We start from the raw sequence: 18,874 nt of genomic DNA, 5'->3' as shown, positions 1-18,874 counted from the left end.
CTCCGCCCGCGAGGGGGGTGCGGAAGATCCCCGAAACGGGCATGCGAAACTTTTCACATGAGTGCAGCCTGTCGCGCCCGACCACGCTCGAACCGCACCCGTAGCCGCGTCGCCCTGCTCACCGCCGGGGCCGCCGTCGCCACGCTCGTCCTGTCCGCGTGCGGGTCCGGGGGGACCTCCGGGGGCTCGGGCGACACCAACTTCGTCGCGGGCAAGGACGGCATCTCCACCGTCGCCAAGGGGTCGCGGGTCGACGCCCCCGACCTCTCCGGCGCGACGGTCGACGGCAGGAAACTCGACGTCGAGGACTACAAGGGCAAGATCGTCGTCCTGAACGTGTGGGGTTCCTGGTGCCCGCCGTGCCGTGCCGAGGCGCCGAACTTCGTCAGGGTCGCCAAGGACACCGAGGCGAAGGGCGTGCAGTTCGTCGGGATCAACACCCGCGACTCCGAGGCCTCGCTCGCCCGCGCCTTCGAGAAGGAGTTCGGGGTCACGTACCCCAGCCTGTACGACCCGAAGGGCAAGCTGATGCTCCGCTTCAAGAAGGGCACGCTCAACCCGCAGACGATTCCCTCCACGCTCGTCATCGACAGGGACGGGAAGGTCGCGGCGCGGACGCTGCAGGCCCTCAGCGAGGACAAGCTGCGCGAGATGCTCGACCCGATCATCGCGGAGAAGTGACCTGACGTGTCCCTTCATGTCGCTCTTGCCGCCTCCGCCGACGGAATGAACGGCACGGTCTACAGCGGGGCCCTGCTGCTCGCCCTGCCCGTCGCCGTGCTCGGCGGGCTCGTCTCCTTCTTCTCACCGTGCGTACTGCCGCTCGTACCGGGCTATCTGTCGTACGTCACCGGTGTCACCGGCACGGATCTCGCGGAGGCCAGACGGGGGCGGATGGTCGCGGGCGCCGGCCTGTTCGTGCTCGGCTTCACCGCCGTGTTCGTCTCCGGCGGGGCGCTGTTCGGGTACTTCGGGTCGACGCTCCAGGAGTACCAGGGCACGATCAGCAAGATCCTCGGCGTGCTGATGATCGGCATGGGCGTCTTCTTCATGGGGATGATGCCCTGGCTGACGCAGCGCGAGTTCCGCTTCCACAAGCGGCCGGTGACGGGTCTGGCGGGTGCTCCGCTGCTCGGCGCGCTCTTCGGTATCGGCTGGACGCCGTGCCTGGGGCCGACACTCACCTCCGTCAACATTCTCTCGATGGATCAGGCGAGCGCCGGGCGCGGGGCCATACTGACCGTCGCGTACTGCCTCGGCCTGGGTGTGCCCTTCGTGCTCGCCGCCGTGGCCTTCCGCAAGGCGCTCGGCGCCTTCGGCTGGGTCAAGCGGCACTACGTGTGGGTGATGCGGATCGGCGGCGGCATGATGATCGCGACCGGCCTGCTTCTGCTCACCGGTGCCTGGGACAGCATCGTGCAGCAGATGCAGACGTGGTCCAACGGCTTCACGGTAGGGATCTGATCGATGAGCACGACCGACACCGATACCGACGACGGCACCGGTAGGACGGCGCCGGAACCGGCGGCCGCCAAGCGGCACATCGGGGTGAGCGCCGACGGCGAACTCGGCGAGGCCGGGTCCCAGCTGTCCACGGCGCCCGTCGACACGGCCGTGCCCGGTTCGTTCGGCGGGATGCGGGCGCCCGGTCCCGCCGGGGCGCTGGCATGGACCGGCCGTGAGGCCGTCGGCTGGGCGCGCTGGTTCTGGCGGCAGCTGACCTCGATGCGGGTCGCGCTGATCCTGCTCTTCCTGCTGTCGCTCGGCGCGATCCCCGGGTCGCTGATCCCGCAGTCCGGGACCGACGCGCAGAAGGTGGCGGACTTCAAGGACGCGCACGCGATCCTCGGCCCGCTCTACGACCGGCTGGGACTCTTCCACGTCTACAGCTCGGTGTGGTTCTCGTCGATCTACATCCTGCTGTTCGTCTCGCTCATCGGCTGCATCGTGCCCCGCACCTGGCAGTTCGTGGGGCAGCTGCGCGGCCGTCCGCCGGGCGCGCCGAAACGGCTGGACCGGCTGCCCGCGTACGCGACCTGGCGCACCGCCGCCGAGCCGGAGCAGGTCCGCGAGGCCGCGCTCCAGGTGCTCCGGCGGCGCCGCTTCCGGGCGCACGTCGAGAAGGACGCCGTCGCCGCCGAGAAGGGCTACCTCCGCGAGACCGGCAACCTGCTCTTCCACATCGCGCTCGTCGTGATGCTCGTCGCCTTCGCCTGGGGCCAGCTCTTCAAGTCCGAGGGCAACAAGCTGATCGTCGAGGGCGACGGCTTCTCCAACACGCTCTCGCAGTACGACGACTTCAAGTCCGGCAACCTCTTCGGCAGCGACGACCTCACGCCGTTCAGCTTCGACCTGAAGAAGTTCACGGGTACCTACGAGCGGACCGGTCCCAACAAGGGCACCCCGCGGACGTACCAGGCGGCCGTCACCTACAGCGTGGGCGCCTACGGCAAGGACCGGAAGACCCTCGTCAAGGTCAACGAGCCGCTGAAGATCGGTGACTCGAAGGTCTACCTCACCGCCCACGGTTACGCGCCCGTCGTCACGGTCCGCAACGGCAAGGGCGATGTCGTCTTCCACGACGCCGTGCCGATGCTGCCGCTCGACCCGAACGTCACCTCGCAGGGCGCGATCAAGGTCATGGACGGCTACCGGAACGCGCGGGGGCAGTCCGAACAGCTCGGCTTCTCCGCCTTCTTCGTGCCGACCTTCGCGGGCGCGGGCAAGGGCACGATGTTCTCGCAGTTCCCCGCGCTGGACTTCCCCGTGCTCGCGCTGTCCGGATACCACGGCAGCCTGGGGGTCGACGCGGGCATCCCGCAGAACGTGTACCAGCTGGACACGTCCAGGATGAAGCAGTTCAAGGACGCGAAGGGCGACATCCTCAAGGCGCGTCTGCTGCCCGGCGAGACCATGAAGCTGCCCGACGGCGCCGGCTCGATCACCTTCGACAAGGGCGTCAAGCAGTGGGCGAACTTCCAGGTCACCCAGCAGCCCGGCAGTGACTGGGCGCTCGCCGGAGCCTTCACGGCGATCTTCGGTCTCGCCGGTTCCCTCTTCATCCAGCGCCGCCGGGTCTGGGTGCGCGCCACCACGGGCGCGGACGGCGTGACCGTCGTGGAGATGGCCGGCCTGGGCCGCAGCGAGTCCGCGAAGCTCCCCGAGGAGCTCGGCGACCTGGCCGCGCTCGTGCACGAGCGGGCACCCACCAAGACCGACGGACCCGACGCGGGGACGGACCCCGACGCCGAGCCGGACGCCGATTCGGACACCACCGACCCCGACCCTCACGCCGTACCTGCCGCCGAAGGGGCTGAGAAGCAGTGAATCTCGCCACCGCAACCAACGAACACCTCGCCAACATCAGCAACACGCTGATCTACTCCGCGATGGCCGTCTATACCCTGGCCTTCTTCGCCTACATCGCCGAGTGGATCTTCGGCAGCCGCAGCAAGGTCGCCCGCACGGCGGCCGCGCTCACCTCCGGCACCGAGAAGGCGACCCCCGCGGTCACCGTGAAGTCGGCGGGCGCTACCGCCGTCCTGGAGCGGCCGCAGGTCGTCACCCGGTCCGCGACCGGCGCCCGTGACGTGCCCGACGGCCCGGGGGCGCACGGCGGTGACGAACAGGGCGACCTGTACGGCCGTATCGCGGTGTCCCTCACCGTGGTCGCCTGGGCCGTCGAGACCGCCGGTGTGGTGGCCCGCGCCCTGTCGGTGCAGCGTGCGCCGTGGGGCAACATGTACGAGTTCAGCGTCACCTTCTCGACCGTCGCCGTGACCGTGTACCTGGCGTTCCTGCTGGCGAGGAAGGACATCCGCTGGCTGGGTCTGCCGCTGGTCACCACGGTCCTGCTCGACCTCGGTCTCGCCGTCACGGTGCTGTACACCGCCAGCGACCAGCTGGTTCCCGCACTCCACTCGTACTGGCTCTACATCCACGTCTCGACCGCGATCCTCTGTGGTGCGATCTTCTACGTGGGCGCGGTCGGCACCCTGCTGTACCTCTTCAAGGACTCCTACGAGAACAAACTGGCCAACGGTGGCCGGCCGGGGAGCTTCGCCACCTCCGTCATGGAGCGGCTGCCCTCCTCCGCCTCCCTCGACAAGTTCTCCTACCGGGTCAACGCCGCCGTCTTCCCGCTGTGGACCTTCACGATCATCGCGGGCGCGATCTGGGCCGGCGACGCGTGGGGCCGCTACTGGGGCTGGGACCCGAAGGAGACCTGGGCGTTCATCACCTGGGTCGCCTACGCCTGTTATCTGCACGCCCGTGCCACGGCCGGCTGGAAGGGCCGCAAAGCCGCGTACATCGCGCTCATCGCCTTCGCGTGTTTCCTCTTCAACTACTACGGCGTCAACATCTTCGTCTCCGGCAAGCACTCCTACGCCGGGGTCTGACGTCCGCACCGGCGTGAGCACGGGTGCGGAACCCTCCGCCCCGGGCCACGCTGGTGTCATGACCGGAACCATCGAAGAGGGAGCCGTCGAGACCCGGGGGGACACGCACGTACGGCACTGGCTGCTGCGTGTTCCCCAGCCTGTGGACGAGGTCTGGGCGGCGATGGCAAGCCCCGGAGGACTCGTGAGGTGGCTGGCGCGGGCGGAGGTGTTCGAGCCGAGGCTCGGCGGGGCGGTCGACCTGCGCGGGCTCGGCGCCGGCCGGATCACCGCCTGGGACGTCGAGCGGGTCGCCGAGTACACGATGGAGAGCCGCGGCCGGGTCCGGTTCCACCTGGAGCCCGCGCCGCCGGACGGCACCGGCACCACCGTCCGGTTCACCCACGAGTACGAGGGCGACTACGAGCCCGGCCCCTGGCGGATCCGCTTCGAACGGCTGCTGATCCTGCTCTCGTCCTGATGTCCCCGCCCCGCAGGACACCGGCGCGTGACAGGGGTTCCCGGCCCGGCTACGACGGCGGCAGGCACTCCTTCGCCGGCGGCTTTCCCTCCGGCCAGGCGATCTTCACGAAGCGGGCGCGGGACTCGGGGGTCAGCTGCACGATCGGTACGGCCTTGTCGTACGGATTGCCGTGGGCGTCCAGACAGATCCACCCGCTCGCTCCGTTCACCCGCAGTTCCCTGCCCTTGACCTGTGGCCACTGGAGCCCCACGTCCGCCAGGGCCGGGATCCTCCCGGTCGGCGACGCCCCGCGGATGCCCCGCACGGCGAGCCGCATCGCGTCGTGGGCGATGATCAGCTGGCCGTCGGCCAGGGCGATCGGGCCGACGGGACCGACCGGTTCCTTCGTGGCGCCGGCCAGCAGCGCCCGGAGCGCTTTCCCGTCGGCCGCGCCGCCCCCGGTGTTCGCGGAGTCCTCCAGCCAGGCGTCCGGGTGGGCGAGAGCCGTGTAGCGCACGGTCAGCAGCGGGTCCTTGAGGGCGGCCGGGTCGAGGTCCCTGTCGCCGGCGAGGTACGAACCCTCGTCGCCGGTGAGCACGGTGAACCGGCGGTCGTGGCAGCCGCGCTGGCCCAGCGTGTTGATGAACTGGCGCAGTTGGGTGTGGCGCCCCGCGAAGAGGATGGTGTCGGTGCCGGCCGGCGTGTTGCACAGGATGTTGGTGATCTGCGCGAAGACGTTGGAGGTGCTGCCCTCCTTGCTGCGGTCGGCGGGCGGTGTGAAGGGCTGGGCCTCGTAGCGCGACCCCGTGAGCATCTTCTCGAACGATCCCTGCAGCGTGCGCGTGTACGGGTCGCCCGTCCGGTCATAGACCAGGAAGGCGTTGACGGCCGAGACCTTGGCGAAGGAGGCGAGGGCGCGGGCCTCGTCCGTGTTGGTGGGGGAGACGCGGGCGAGGCCGGGGAAGGGGTCCTTGCCGTGCTGCCCGTTGGCGAGGTCGTCGGCGGTGATCGAACTCCCTATCACCGGGATGCCCCGGGCGGTCAGCTCCGCGACGGCCCTTTTGTTGTTGTCGGTGCTCTGTCCGACCCCGGTCACCGCACGCAGCCGGTCGGGCCCCTTCGCCATCTTCTCCAGCCGGTCGACCGTGTACCGCCAGTGCGTACCGGTGGAGCCGGGGTTGGCCAGCACCAGGCGGATCTTCGGCTTCAGCCCGGTGGTGTCGTGGTTGGCCTCGTACTGGGCCAGGTAGGCGCCCTGGAGTTCGTGCAGGACGTCGGCCAGGTTGTCGGCGTCGGTCGCGGTGAACGGCTCCAGCAGGGCGACGGTGACGTAACTGCCGGGCTCCAGACGGGCGTTCTCCCGGTGGATCGCCCGTACGGTGTCGGCGAACCGCGGCCGGCCGAAGGCGTACGTGGACCATGACACGCCCACGCACTCGCCACTGCCCTCGGGCTGGACGACGCCCGGGGCGCAGGACCGATTCTCCTTGGTGGCCGTCATACCGCCCCAGATGCCGAGGGCCGCGAGGGACGCGGCCAGCGCCAGCGCCACGTACCGGCGGAAACGGATCTCCCAGACGTCCTCGCGCAGCCACCGCCACCAACGCGCCATCATCGGTCCCCGTCCCCTGTCATCTCTGCCCCCCGGTCCCGTTCTCGTCGTCGTCCGGGACGCGCAGGGGGCGTCCGGCCAGCGCGTGCGACGGCCACTCCCGCGAGGCCCGCCACAGCAGCGGGTTGCCCGCGGGCCGAAGGTTCGACAGCTGCTCCAGTTCGAAGCGGAGCCGTTCGCCCACCTTCGGGTCCGGCAGCACCAGCGGATCGGTCAGCTGCCAGACGGCGTGCAGCAGCCGTCGTACCCGCAGATGCAGGACGGCGTCCACGCTGTCCGGCGGCCGCTGGGCCGCGTCCGTGCGGCCGAGCGCGATCGACGCCCGGTCGTCGTGGCCGGCGGGGCTCGCGGCGTCCCGGCCGTCCGGGCCGTGCGCGTGGTAGTACGGCGCGGACGCGATGAAGAGCAGCGTCGCGAGCCAGGTCCTGGTGTCGGTGCGCGGGAAGGTGTCGCGCAGGTGCGCCACCGCGAGGTCCGCTGTGCCCAGGGCGAGTTCGTGGTGCAGTCGGTAGCGGTCCCGGTCGGGCGGATCCTCGTCGCCGTAGTGGTCGACGAGGGTGCGGTGCACGGTCCGCCACCGTGCGTGGTCCGGGTCGCCGTGGTGCAGGCGCAGCAGGAGGAGCGCGCGCAGGAACGGATCGCCCACGAACTGCCCGGCGACCGTGGGCAGGCCCTCCCGCGTCAGCCGCTCCTCCAGGTCGAGGACGCCCGAGGCGCCGAAGTCGTCCGGGAGCTGGGCCTCCGCGAGGGCGCACGCCGAGTCGCGGTCGTGGGCGGCGGCGAGCACGGTCAGCTCGTCGAGCCGGCCGCCGGGCACCAGCCGGTCCAGCAGTTCCAGATACGTGGGGCGGCCGTCGTGGTCCTCGTGGACGACGACGTCCGCGGTGAGCAACGGGCCCAGCGAGGCGGCTCCGCGGGGCAGGTTCTGCCGGGCGGACTCCGCGAGCAGGGTCACGCCGAGCGGGCTGCCGCCGGTCAGCCGGTGGGTCGCGTGCGGCAGGTGCGGTGGCACGTCCAGGCCCTGGGCGGCGGAGCCCAGCAGGTGCAGGGTGTCGTCCGGGGTCAGCGGCTGCAGCGAGAGGAGCAGTGCCCGTGAGGACGGCGAGGCGCCGGGCTCCCAGCCGGTGTGCCGGATCACCTCGGGGAGGGTGCGCCGGCCCGCGTTGCGCAGCGCCGGGTGGGTGTCCCCGCGCAGGGCGGCGAAGAAGACGACCTGGTCGGCGATGCCGTCGGCGCGGTCGCGCAGCACGGGTTCCAGCAGGCCGAGGCCTGCCGGCTCCCGCACGTTGTCGATCAGTACGACCGGGCGGCCCAGCCGGTGCGAGCGCTGCATGACCCCCGCGTACGCGTCGTCGAGATCGGCCAGCAGGGCCCGGACGAGATGGCGTTCGGCGTGCGTGCGGGAGTCGCCGCCGGCGCGGAAGTGCGCGGAGAGCAGGATCAGTCCGAGCTTGGCGTTGCCGCCCGCGTTCGGATAGTCGCGGTACCAGGTGGCTGCCCTGCGCAGTCTGCGGTGGGTGGGGGCGATCCCCTCGGCGAAGGCCTCCAGGGTCGCCTCGATGATGGGCTCCACCACCGGTCCCGTACTGCTCATCGAGGCGATGAGCTTGGCGACGACCTTGCTCACCCAGCGGCCCGCGAAGCCCGACAGGCGTGAGCCCGTCTCGTTCAGGAGCAGGATGCGCTCCGCCTCCTGCCGGATGCGCGGTACGTCGCGGTCGCTCCAGCCGCCCGCCGCCACCGCGAGCAGCCCGGAGGCCAGCCGCGGGAAGCCGATCCGCCCGGCGCCGGTCACCGGCTCGGCGAGCTGCTCGGCGATCGTGGTGAGCGCCTGCCCGACCGGCGACCAGGATTCCGCGGGCCGCTCGGGCGCGGGAGCGGCGAACTGGCGGTCCTCGCCGTCGACGAGCGCGACCGGCGTATGGCCGCGGTAGGCGTCCCGCAGCTCGCGCAGTACCGCGCTCCTGCCCAGGCCCCGGCCGCCCGTGAACACCACGAAGGGCGGTTCCTTCGCATGTTCGACCGGGGCCGAGCGCAGTTGGTACGGGCGCAGCCCGACGAGACGTGAAGCGAGACCGGGCGGGTCGGTGTCGAACAGCGCCCCGCGTCCGTGCAGCCCTCTGTGCACCGCATCTCCCCCTGGCGCGGTCCGGTCGTGCCTGTGCTGCTGTGAGGTGTATCAATACCAGTGTAAAAAGGGGGAGTTGCTTCGGACTAGGGCGCGTGATGTCCGTTTGGTTACGGAATTCTTCCGCATCCTTTCGGGCGGCTAGCCCACAGTGATCGAATTGAGCTTGTCCCGCAGGTACGCGTGGGAGTCGACCGGCGGGTACGCGACGCGCCCCACCGGCGCCGGTACGGACTCCACCACCGTCCCCGGCGTGCACTCGCCGAAGTAGACCAGCGACATCAGCTCCTCGGCGGGCGCGTCCGCGGGCGGCGGCAGTACCCGGTGCCGTCCCGAACGCCACCGGTCGCCCGTCCAACGGGCCATCAGATCACCGATGTTGACGGTGAACGCCGCGGGATCGAAGGGCGCGTCCCGCCAGCCGTCCTCGTCCGTGAAGACCTGCAGCCCGCCCTTGCCCGCCTGCCGGTCGAGGAGGGTGACGGTGCCGAAGTCGGTGTGCGGGCCGATCCGGAACTGGCCCGGCTCGGGCGTGCCCACGACCTCCGTCCCCGGGTACCAGTTGATGTTGAAGCCGTAGGTCGGGTGGTCCATGTGCCGGGTGAAGAAGTCCGGTTCCAGGCCGAGCGCCTCACCGAGGAGGGCGAGGAGGTGGTTCTCCAGTTCGCCCATCCGGGCCAGGTACCGCGCGCACAGCTCCCGCAGCCCGGGGGCCTCCGCCGGCCACACGTTGGGCGCGTACCACTCCGCGTTGGTCTCGGGGTCCTCGAACGGCTCGTGCGTCGCGAAGGTCAGCGACTCCTTGAGGTCGGGCGGGGTCGCGGTGCCCTCGGAGTACCCGTTGGCCTCGGCGCCCGGACCGAGCCAGCCGCGTCCGCCGACCCGGGCGGCGTACGGCTGTTTCGTCTCCGTGGGCAGGACGAAGAAGGCGCGCGCCGCCGCCCGGATCCGGGCGCGCAGGGACTCCTCGACGCCGTGGCCGGTGACGAGGAGGAAGCCCGCGGTCCGCAGGGCCTCGTCGACGGTACGGGCGATCCGCGCGCGGGCCGCCCGGTCGCCGGACAGCCACGGGCGCAGGTCGACGGTCGGGATACGGGGGCGGGCCGGGGGCTCCGCCCGCCGGAGGACCCGGGGATCAGCCATCTCACTCACCCATCTCACTCACCGATGTCCTCGTTCCACAGGGCCGGGTTCTTCTCGACGAAGGCGCGCATCATGGCCGCGCACCCGGGATCGTCCAGCCGGACGATCTCCACACCGTGTCCGGCCAGCCAGTCGTGGCCGCCGTGGAAGGTCCCGGCCTCCCCGATCACGACCCGGGAGATGCCGAACTGCCGGACCAGACCGCTGCAGTACCAGCACGGCGACAGCGTGGTCACCATGGTCGTACCGCGGTAGGTCCGCCGCCGTCCGGCGGCACGGAAGGCCGCGGTCTCCGCGTGCATGGACGGGTCGCCGTCCTGGACGCGCCGGTTGTGGCCGCGTCCGAGGAGGGTGCCGTCGGCGTCGTACAGCGCGGCGCCGATGGGGATGCCGCCCTCCGCGAGCCCGGCGCGGGCCTCCTCGACGGCGGTGGCGAGCCATGCGCGGGCCCGTGCCGGGTCGAGTTCCTGACCGACTGCCTGATCGATGCGCTCCATGACTCCACTCTCCTGTGGCCGGCGCGCGAGGGCAACGCGCGAAGACCCTCTCCCGGCGAGCCGGACCCGGACGGACCGTCAGCGGCAGTGGCGCGCGTACTGCCGGGCCAGCGCGTGGAAGGACTCCTTCGGCTCCCCGTGCCATCCCGCGGCCTCCGGGGCGCCGGGCCGACGGTCCTCGACCGCCTTGACGAGGGAGTAGCTCGCCGTGTCGAGGTCGTGGCGCGGGTCGCGAGGACGGTGCGGCGCGTCCGGGGTGACGAAGGTGTACGCCATCGCCGAGTACAGGCCCATCGACTCGAACACCGACAGCACGTCCGTCAGATACGCGGCCTGCGCGCGCTCGCTGCGGACGATGCCCGCCTTGATCTCCGGCGGCTCCTTGGCGTAGTCGACGACGTCCCAGCCCATGCCGCCGCGCTCCGGGGCGCCCGCGAAGGTGCAGCAGCCGAACTCCATGACGGCGACGGGCTTCCCGAACCGGGTGTACCGGGCGAGATCGCGGACGTAGGCGTCCCGGTGCCGGAAGAACCCGTAGTAGTCGACGCCGACGAGGTCGAAGAGACCCCAGTCGACGTCCTCGTCCTGGGCGGCGGCGTACCGGGGCGCGTAGACCAAATGGCGGGTGGCGCGGGTGGACATGGGTGGCGCGCCGGCGGCCTTCCGCCACCCGGGCGGCCTGCGGGCCAGTACGAACGCCTGGGGCGTGTTCTCCCGCGCGTCGGCCTCGCGGACGAGACGCGCGATCTCGACGAGCCCGGCCGCGCGCAGCAGTCCCGCGACGCGCTCGGGCGGGAAGCGGTGGACGTCGAGGTCCAGGTCGTGCCCGTACGCGTGGTTGAGGTGCACCCGCTCGTCACCGACCTTGCAGGCGAGGAGGAGATGGCCGCCGGGCGCCAGTACGCGGTGGAACTCCCCGAAGAGCACGGGCAGTTCCTCCATCGGCGTGTGGACGGTGGAGTACCAGGCCAGCGCCCCGGCGAGGGCGCCGTCCGCGACGTCGAGAGCGGTCATGGACCCCACCTCGAACCGCAGCTCCGGATGGCCGCGGCGGGCCACCGCCACCATCCCCGGCGACAGATCGATCCCGTACGCGTCCAGCCCGAGCCCGTCCAGATACGCGGTCACCCGCCCCGGCCCGCACCCGAGATCCGCGACCGGCCCGCCCCCGCCGTCCTTCACCTTCTCCGCGAAGGCCCCGAGCATGGCCCGGTCGAACGGCTTGTCCGCCAGCTCCGTTCTGAGCAGCTCGGCGTAGTCGTCGGCGACGGTGTCGTACGACGCCCTGGTGGCGTCGAGGCGAGAGTCCATGGCGGCGGACAGTAGCCCGCGTCACTGACAACGCTCCCCGGACCTCGGGCGCCCGCCCGGCCGTGCGCCGGTCTCAGGACTCGTCGTCGGGCCTGCTCTGCCGCTCCCGCCGCCGCAGTTCCTCCTCGCGGCGCTGCAGGTCGGCCTCCCAGTCCTTCAGGAGTGCCTCGTCGCGGTCCGGCCGCTCGGACTTTTCGGTCCGGAGCGAGTCGAGGAACTCCGGGTTGTCGTCGGGGGCGACGTACGGCGCGACCTGTTCGCGACGCCATCCGCCGGCCGCGGCGCCCGCCGGGCCCCCGCGGCGCGTCCGGCCCGCGACGAGCCAGGCGACCGGCCCGACCAGTACCTCGCCGAAGAGCAGGATGATGATCACCCACACCACCTTCGGCAGACCGCGGACCTCTTCCTCGGGGGTGTTCAGACAGTCGATGAAGGCGTAGATCCACAGCGCCAGGACCAGCAGGAAGGGCAGATACCTGAGCATGGCCGAACGGTCCCCCAGTGAGCGACGGCGGGGCGGCACAGGGCCCCGGTGACGCGGCCAGGGTAGCGGTTGACCTCATCGGGGCGAACCGGATCGGCCCCGATCGCCGGACCGGGCGGCCCCGCCCGGCCCGGCGACGGTGGGGCGCACGCAGCCGCCGGAGGGGCCTCGGCGATACTGGAACGCATGGCTTACGACGATCTTCGCTCCCTGCTGCGGGCACTGGAGCGCGAGGGTGACCTCAAGCGCATCAAGGCCGAGGTGGACCCGTACCTGGAGGTGGGGGAGATCGTCGACCGTGTGCAGAAGGCCGGCGGCCCCGCGCTGCTCTTCGAGAACGTGCGCGGCTCCGCCATGCCGCTCGCCATGAACGTCTTCGGGACCGACCGGCGCCTGCTGAAGGCCCTCGGGCTGAAGTCGTACGGCGAGATCTCCGACAAGATCGGCGGACTGCTCAGGCCCGAGCTGCCGCACGGATTCGTGGGGGTGCGCGAGGCCTTCGGGAAACTCGGCGCGATGGCCCACGTACCGCCGAAGAAGGTAAAGGAAGCGCCGGTGCAGGAGGTCGTCCTGCGCGGCGGCGACGTCGATCTCGACGCACTGCCCGCCCTCTTCACCTGGCCCCAGGACGGCGGCTCCTTCTTCAACCTCGGGCTGACCCACACCAAGGATCCCGAGAGCGGCATCCGCAACCTCGGGCTCTACCGCCTTCAGCGCCACGACAAGCGCACCATCGGCATGCACTGGCAGATCCACAAGGACAGCCGCAACCACTATCAGGTCGCGGCGCGCAGGGGGGAGCGGCTGCCCGTCGCGATCGCCTTCGGGTGTCCCCCCGCCGTGACCTACGCCTCCACCGCCCCGCTGCCCGGTGACATCGACGAGTACCTCTTCGCCGGGTTCATCCAGGGCAGGCGGATCGAGATGGTGGACTGCAAGACCGTCCCGCTCCAGGTGCCCGCGCAGGCCGAGGTCGTCCTGGAGGGGTGGCTGGAGCCCGGAGAGACGCTGCCCGAGGGGCCGTTCGGCGACCACACCGGGTTCTACACACCGCAGGAGCCGTTCCCGGCGCTGACCATCGACTGCGTGACCATGCGGAAGCGGCCGCTGATCCAGTCCATCGTCGTGGGCCGGCCGCCGACCGAGGACGGCCCGCTGGGCCGGGCCACCGAGCGCTTCTTCCTGCCCCTGCTGAAGATCATCGTGCCGGACATCGTGGACTACCACCTGCCCGAGGCGGGCGGCTTCCACAACTGCGCGATCGTCGCGATCGACAAGAAATACCCCAAACATGCCCAGAAGGTGATGCACGCCGTCTGGGGCGCCCACATGATGTCCCTCACGAAGCTCATCGTGGTCGTCGACTCGGACTGTGACGTCCACGACCTGCACGAGGTCGCGTGGCGAGCCCTGGGCAACACCGACTACTCCCGTGACCTCACGGTCGTGGAGGGTCCCGTCGATCACCTCGACCACGCTTCCTACCAGCAGTTCTGGGGCGGCAAGGCGGGCATCGACGCGACCAGGAAATGGCCCGAGGAGGGCTACACCCGGGACGGCGGCTGGCCCGAGATGGTGCTGTCCGACCCACAGACGGCAGCGACGGTCGACCGCCGCTGGAAGGAGTACGGGCTGTGAGTTCAGCTTCCGCGGCGCTCCCGCAGCCGGGCCGCACCAAGGCGTTCCTGCGCCTCGTCATGATCGAGCACTCGGTGTTCGCGCTGCCCTTCGCGTACATCGCCGCGCTGACCGCGATGTACGAACTGGACGAGAACATCCACTGGGGGCGGCTGCTCCTGGTGACCGTCGCGATGGTCGGGCTGCGCACCTTCGCGATGGCGGCGAACCGGATCATCGACCGCGAGATCGACGCCCGCAACCCGCGCACCGCCCACCGCGAGCTGGTCACCGGCGCGATGAGCGTGAAGCACGCCTGGACCGGCGCCCTGGTCGCCTTGGTCTTCTTCCTGGGCGCGGCGGCCCTGCTGAACCCGCTCTGCCTGGCGCTCGCGCCCATCGCCGTGATCCCGATGGTGGTGTACCCCTACGGCAAGCGGTTCACGAACTTCCCGCAGGCCATCCTGGGCCTCGCGCAGGCGATGGGACCCATCGGCGGCTGGCTGGCGATCACCGGCGAATGGTCCTGGGACGCGGTGATCCTGGGACTCGCGGTCGGCGTCTGGATCGGCGGCTTCGACCTGATCTACGCCTGCCAGGACGTCGAGACGGACCGCGAGGTCGGTGTCCTGTCCGTACCCGCGCGCTTCGGCATCCCCGCCGCCGTCCGGGGCGCCCGGGTCTGCCACGCCGTCACCACCGCGCTCTTCGTCTGGTACGCCCTCGCCACCGGCGCCGGTGCCTTCTTCTGGTTCGGCCTGGTGATCGTCGCGGGCGCCTTCGTCTACGAGCACAGCATCGTCAAGCCGCACGACCTGTCCCGGCTGAACCGCGCGTTCTTCAGCGTCAACGGGTTCATCGGCATCGCTCTGTTCGTGTGCGCCCTGCTCGATCTGCTGGTCCGCGGGCTCACGGTCTGAATCCCGCCGGTCGCCGGATACCCTCGACACCATGAAGCCAGGACAGACGCAGCGCCGGCCTTGGATCGTGGGGGTGTCCGGCGCGTCCGGTACGCCGTACGCCGCCGCCGTGCTGCGTGCGCTGCTGGCGGCGGGCGAGAGTGTGGACCTGGTCGTCAGCAGGGCCTCGCGGCTCACGCTCCTCGACGAGACCGGGCTCTCCTTCCGCGATGCGCACTGGCGGGACGACCTGCGGGAATGGCTGGCGCGTGGCGCGGACGGCAAGCCCGGCACCTTCGACGCCTTCGAGGAACATCTCGACGCGGTACGGCACTGGAGCGCGGGCGACCTGGCGGCGGGACCGTCCTCGGGTTCGTACCCCTCCAAGGGCATGCTCATCGTGCCCGCCTCGACGGCCTGTGTGGCGGGGGTCGCCCTCGGTCTGTCGAAGGACCTGCTGCAGCGCGCCGCGAGCGTGACCCTGAAGGAGGGGCGCCGGCTGGTCGTCGCCGTACGCGAGACCCCGCTGAACGGGCAGACGCTGCGGCACCTGGTCTCCCTGGACGACGCGGGCGCGACCGTGCTGCCCGCCTCGCCGGCCTTCTACGCGGGCGCCACGCACATCCAGGACCTGGTGGACTTCGTCGCGGGGCGGGTGCTGGACGCGGCGGGCGTCGAACACCGGCTGTACCGCCGGTGGGAGGGCGAACTCGGCGGTAGCTCCCGCGCGACCTGAGCACCGGCGGCAGTACCTCCCGGCAGCACCCGGTACCGCCCCGGTACCGCGTCAGCACCATCTCGACACGACCGAGACCGAACGACCTCGCACGACTCAGCGGACGTCGCACACTTCAGGACCCACACACTTCAGCGGAAGGCTAGCGATCGCATGGACGCGGTGGACAGGCAGCTCATCCAGGCCCTGAGAGAGAACGGCAGAGCCTCCTACGCCGAGCTGGGGCGCCTCGTCGGTCTGTCGGGGCCCAGCGTCACCGACCGCATCAACCGGTTGGAGGCGGCCGGGGTCATCACCGGGTACCGCGCCACCGTCGACTCCGCCTCGCTCGGTCTCGGCGTCACCGCCCTGATCGGCATCTCGCTGTCCGACGCGGCCGACCACGAGGACGTCGCCCACCGCATGCGGGACCTCGGCGAGATCGAGGACTGCTGGTTCATCGCGGGCGACGACTCGTTCATGCTCAAGGTGCGGGCGAGCGACGTGGACGGTCTGGAGAAGACCATCCGGCGGCTGTCGGGAACGAAGGGCGTCTCCAGGACCCGTACGACGATCGTGCTCTCGACGAAGTGGGAGAACCGGGTGGGGGAGCTGCCCGAGGAGGAGTAGGACCCGGTTCCGCGGCCGCCGGGGACGCCTCGTGGCCGACCCGGTGATGCTCGTGCCGCCGGTGGTCCCCGCACCCGCCGGTGGCGGGTCGTGGCCCCCGGGTCTCCCGGGACGGGCGTCGGCCAAGTGGTCGCGTCCGCACGGCACTTCCCCTGCCCGTACCGGTTCCGGGTGAGCCCATCAGGTCGCGCGGGCGTTCGGGGTTTCGGCCTGCCTGATGTCCGGGAGTGCCATGATGGGGCGGGCAGGATCTTCGTACCTGCACGCCGGGGACTCCGGCGCCCGACAGCAAGGAAGCCGGCATGGCCACTGGATCCGGAACCACTCCTGCCGACAGCCCCGCGGCTCTCTACGGGCCGGTGTCGCTCGGCTTCGGCATCGTCGCGCTGATCGCCGTGGCGCTCTCCGGCATCATCGGAATCGCGATTCCGCTCCTGGCCGGCAGTCTCGCCGTCACCTTCGGCGTCCTCGGCCTGACACGCGGTTCCCACCGGGGTCGGAGCGTCATCGGGCTCGCCACCGGGTCCGTGGGCGTGCTCTACCCGGTCGTCGCCATCGTCGCCATCGTCGCCTTCGCTTCCTGACCGCCTCCGTACGGTGGGGAGCCGGCCTCGACGTGGCCCGTAGCGTGGGCGCGCAGCGCTCCGCCCCGCCGTCCTGACGGTCGACGGGGCGTAGTGACAGGGCCCGAGTCGACCCGCGACACCGGGTTGGTGCGCGGCGGTACTTGTCCGTTGCGCATTCCCGGGCTTTCCCGGGGAGTTCTCCGACCCGGGCCGGTTACCGGACACCCGGCCGCGGACGAACCGGCCTCCGAGCCCTACACGACACAGGTCTCGCGTCGTCCCCGCGGCGTCATGCCCTTCTGTCGGGAGGTGTTGGAATACTCATGCCCATGGAGTACCCCCGCCGGTCGATGGCTCTGGCCCTGGTCCTGCTCGCGCTGACAGCCTGCGCCCCCCAGCGCCAGTCCGGCGGCTCCCCGGCCTCCCTGCTCGACAGCATTCCGGCGGCCGATCGCCGCTCCGCGCCCGATCTCGGCGGTGCCACCCTCGACGGCTCACCTGTTCACCTCGCCGACTATCGGGGCAAGGTCGTCGTGCTCAACGTCTGGGCCTCCTGGTGCGGTCCCTGTCGCGCCGAGACACCCGAACTCTCGGGCGCACAAAAGGACTTGAAAGTGCGGGGGGTCCAGGTGCTGGGGGTCAGTACGGACGCGGACAGGAGTGACGGCCGCGCCTTCCAGCGCGAGCACCGTCTCACCTATCCCAGCCTCCACGATCCCAGCCACCGGCAGTTGTCCCGGTTGCCCAAGGGCTATCTGTACCAAGCCCTGCCGTTCACGCTCTTCATCGACCGCCGGGGCAGGATCGCCGCCGCCCATGTCAGCACCCTCACGGAAGCCGACGTGCGCCGCGTCACCGCTCCGCTGTTGCGCGAATCGGCGCGCTGACCTCACGGCAGTGAGTCGATGGCGGGAGGGGAGTGGCGTGCGATCCGTCAGGCGTCCGGAGCGACGCACCTTGCGCGCTGCTTCACCGGGGCGACGAGGCGGCTCATCCCGACCAGCACGACGTCGGTCTCCGGTACGTCGTCGGAGATCGACACCTCCACCGCCGGCCGCCTTCCATAGGTGACCAGGTACTTCCGCCCGTCCCGGGACTGAGCCTCCTCCAGCACCCAGTCCACACCGTCGACGGTCACACACATGTCAGTGGTCGGCGCCGGCGGATTCAGGCCGCACCGCAACTCCACCGCACCTCGGCCCCACGCGGCGAGTCCGTCGTACGAGACCCGGTCGCGCTCGTTGCCGGCCAGGCTCGACGGATAGTTCCCGGCGATCCGCGCACACTCCGGTGTGTCCGCCAACGGGCCCTGTTCAAGGGCGAACACCGGCGAAGTCACCTCACGTGCGACCAGAACTCCCCCTGTCACCAGCGCCGCGAGGGCCAGACAAGCAGAGGTCCAGGACCTACGGGACCAGCCGTTCAACACCAACAACCCTTTCGCAAAGGGAGAAAGCATCATGCGCGAAGTCATGCGCGAACTCATCCGCGGCCCTGTCACCGCCGGAGCGGTCGCGGTCGCCGCCGCAGTCACCGTAGCTCCCGCCACCGCCACCGCCACCGCCACCGCCACCGCCACCGCCGCCACGGCCGCGGCGAGCACCGCGAAACCTGCGGCCGTCAGGTCCGCGGCGACCTGCACCCACGTCCGCCTCGAAAAAGGTCTGGGGCCCCACTGGCCGCTGCCTCTCCATGACGAGGAGCACCGGAACCGGTGCCCGACTCACGGGGCGCGCCCCCGCCCGCACGCGCGCCGGCCCCCTTCCGGCGGGCCCGTGAACCGGCGGAGACCCGCCTGGGCGTACGGTTGGGGGGTCTGTCGGAGAAAGGTGTGAGCATGGATGTCGGGCTCAAGCGCGAGCTGGAGGACAAGGTCCGGGCCGGTGAGCGGCTGACCCGCGAGGACGGCATCGTGCTCTACGAGTCGGACGACCTGGCGTGGCTGGGCGGCCTCGCCCACGAGGTACGCACGCGGAAGAACGGCGACGTCGTCCACTTCAACGTCAACCGTCACCTCAACATGACGAACGTGTGCACCGCGTCGTGCGCCTACTGCTCGTTCCAGCGCAAGCCGGGCGAGAAGGACGCGTACACGATGCGCATCGAGGAGGCCGTCCGCCTCGCCAAGGCGATGGAGAACGAGAACCTCACCGAGCTGCACATCGTCAACGGCCTGCACCCGAGTCTCCCGTGGCGCTACTACCCGCGTTCCCTCAGCGAGCTGAAGAAGGCACTGCCGAACGTCTCGCTGAAGGCGTTCACGGCGACGGAGATCCACCACTTCGAGACGATCTCCGGGATGTCGGCCTCCGACATCCTGGACGAGCTGATCGAGGCGGGCCTGGAGTCGCTGACCGGCGGCGGCGCGGAGATCTTCGACTGGGAGGTGCGGCAGCACATCGTCGACCACCGCACCCACTGGGAGGACTG

General features: G+C 70.9%; 19 protein-coding genes. 12 read left to right on the top strand and 7 right to left on the bottom strand.

The features are described 5' to 3' along the window. Positions 1-57 precede the first annotated feature (57 nt). From ABZV34_RS29550 to ABZV34_RS29530, 5 genes are read left to right on the top strand one after another with little or no spacing between them, the layout of a single operon-like run. Positions 58-681, top strand: coding sequence for a TlpA disulfide reductase family protein (locus tag ABZV34_RS29550; RefSeq protein WP_356283134.1), 624 nt, complete (start codon positions 58-60; stop codon positions 679-681). Positions 682-726: 45 nt separating this feature from the next. Continuing rightward, positions 727-1,464, top strand: a complete 738-nt coding sequence (locus ABZV34_RS29545) for a cytochrome c biogenesis protein CcdA (protein WP_356283210.1) — start codon at positions 727-729, stop codon at positions 1,462-1,464. 3 nt (positions 1,465-1,467) lie between these two features. After that, complete coding sequence (locus ABZV34_RS29540) at positions 1,468-3,327, top strand: cytochrome c biogenesis protein ResB (protein WP_356283131.1); 1,860 nt, start codon at positions 1,468-1,470, stop codon at positions 3,325-3,327. Further along, a complete protein-coding gene (gene ccsB / locus ABZV34_RS29535; protein WP_356283128.1) occupies positions 3,324-4,400 on the top strand; it encodes a c-type cytochrome biogenesis protein CcsB in 1,077 nt (358 codons plus the stop codon). The genes ABZV34_RS29540 and ccsB overlap by 4 nt, the downstream gene beginning before the upstream one ends. A gap of 58 nt (positions 4,401-4,458) precedes the next feature. Beyond that, a complete protein-coding gene (locus ABZV34_RS29530) occupies positions 4,459-4,860 on the top strand; it encodes a hypothetical protein (RefSeq protein WP_356283125.1) in 402 nt (133 codons plus the stop codon). Positions 4,861-4,909: 49 nt separating this feature from the next. On the opposite strand, the gene ABZV34_RS29525 is transcribed toward ABZV34_RS29530, so the two are convergent. The 6 genes from ABZV34_RS29525 to ABZV34_RS29500 all read right to left on the bottom strand — a co-directional run bounded on the left by ABZV34_RS29525 (position 4,910) and on the right by ABZV34_RS29500 (position 12,017). After that, positions 4,910-6,454, bottom strand: a complete 1,545-nt coding sequence (locus ABZV34_RS29525) for an ABC transporter substrate-binding protein (RefSeq protein ID WP_356283207.1) — start codon at positions 6,452-6,454, stop codon at positions 4,910-4,912. Between the two features lie 19 nt (positions 6,455-6,473). Continuing rightward, positions 6,474-8,582 (bottom strand): hypothetical protein, encoded by a 2,109-nt coding sequence (locus ABZV34_RS29520; RefSeq protein ID WP_356283123.1) that lies wholly within the window; start codon positions 8,580-8,582, stop codon positions 6,474-6,476. 141 nt (positions 8,583-8,723) lie between these two features. Further along, a complete protein-coding gene (locus tag ABZV34_RS29515) occupies positions 8,724-9,725 on the bottom strand; it encodes a 2-oxoglutarate and iron-dependent oxygenase domain-containing protein (protein WP_356283120.1) in 1,002 nt (333 codons plus the stop codon). A 14-nt stretch (positions 9,726-9,739) separates the two neighbouring features. Then, positions 9,740-10,222: a nucleoside deaminase gene (locus ABZV34_RS29510; protein ID WP_356283117.1), complete on the bottom strand. Its 483-nt coding sequence runs from the start codon at positions 10,220-10,222 to the stop codon at positions 9,740-9,742. A 78-nt stretch (positions 10,223-10,300) separates the two neighbouring features. Next, positions 10,301-11,533: a methyltransferase domain-containing protein gene (locus ABZV34_RS29505; protein ID WP_356283114.1), complete on the bottom strand. Its 1,233-nt coding sequence runs from the start codon at positions 11,531-11,533 to the stop codon at positions 10,301-10,303. A 73-nt stretch (positions 11,534-11,606) separates the two neighbouring features. Continuing rightward, the gene (locus ABZV34_RS29500; protein ID WP_356283111.1) at positions 11,607-12,017 is read right to left on the bottom strand and encodes a PLD nuclease N-terminal domain-containing protein; all 411 of its coding nucleotides are present in this window, start codon (positions 12,015-12,017) and stop codon (positions 11,607-11,609) included. A gap of 186 nt (positions 12,018-12,203) precedes the next feature. Between ABZV34_RS29500 and ABZV34_RS29495 the strand changes: the two genes are divergently transcribed. The 6 genes from ABZV34_RS29495 to ABZV34_RS29470 all read left to right on the top strand — a co-directional run bounded on the left by ABZV34_RS29495 (position 12,204) and on the right by ABZV34_RS29470 (position 17,331). Continuing rightward, positions 12,204-13,655 carry a menaquinone biosynthesis decarboxylase gene (locus ABZV34_RS29495; protein ID WP_356283108.1) on the top strand — a complete coding sequence of 484 codons (1,452 nt, stop codon included), beginning with the start codon at positions 12,204-12,206 and terminating at the stop codon, positions 13,653-13,655. After that, a complete protein-coding gene (gene mqnP / locus ABZV34_RS29490; protein WP_356283105.1) occupies positions 13,652-14,554 on the top strand; it encodes a menaquinone biosynthesis prenyltransferase MqnP in 903 nt (300 codons plus the stop codon). The genes ABZV34_RS29495 and mqnP overlap by 4 nt, the downstream gene beginning before the upstream one ends. 31 nt (positions 14,555-14,585) lie before the next feature. After that, complete coding sequence (locus tag ABZV34_RS29485; RefSeq protein ID WP_356283102.1) at positions 14,586-15,269, top strand: UbiX family flavin prenyltransferase; 684 nt, start codon at positions 14,586-14,588, stop codon at positions 15,267-15,269. Between the two features lie 153 nt (positions 15,270-15,422). Continuing rightward, a complete protein-coding gene (locus ABZV34_RS29480; protein ID WP_148009934.1) occupies positions 15,423-15,878 on the top strand; it encodes an Lrp/AsnC family transcriptional regulator in 456 nt (151 codons plus the stop codon). A gap of 302 nt (positions 15,879-16,180) precedes the next feature. Further along, positions 16,181-16,462 (top strand): hypothetical protein, encoded by a 282-nt coding sequence (locus ABZV34_RS29475; RefSeq protein ID WP_356283100.1) that lies wholly within the window; start codon positions 16,181-16,183, stop codon positions 16,460-16,462. A 311-nt stretch (positions 16,463-16,773) separates the two neighbouring features. Continuing rightward, positions 16,774-17,331, top strand: a complete 558-nt coding sequence (locus tag ABZV34_RS29470; protein WP_356283097.1) for a TlpA disulfide reductase family protein — start codon at positions 16,774-16,776, stop codon at positions 17,329-17,331. A gap of 47 nt (positions 17,332-17,378) precedes the next feature. On the opposite strand, the gene ABZV34_RS29465 is transcribed toward ABZV34_RS29470, so the two are convergent. Then, positions 17,379-18,086 (bottom strand): DUF3515 family protein, encoded by a 708-nt coding sequence (locus ABZV34_RS29465; protein WP_356283094.1) that lies wholly within the window; start codon positions 18,084-18,086, stop codon positions 17,379-17,381. A gap of 195 nt (positions 18,087-18,281) precedes the next feature. Here ABZV34_RS29465 and ABZV34_RS29460 point away from each other — a divergent pair. Further along, positions 18,282-18,874 (top strand): radical SAM protein (locus ABZV34_RS29460; RefSeq protein ID WP_356283091.1); only part of this gene is annotated, 593 nt, incomplete at its 3' end.

This window comes from Streptomyces sp. NPDC005195, assembly GCF_040608315.1.
GTDB classification, from domain to species: domain Bacteria; phylum Actinomycetota; class Actinomycetes; order Streptomycetales; family Streptomycetaceae; genus Streptomyces; species Streptomyces kaempferi.
The sequence above is the reverse complement of the archived record's forward strand: the minus strand, read 5'-3'. Positions and strand labels throughout refer to the sequence as shown.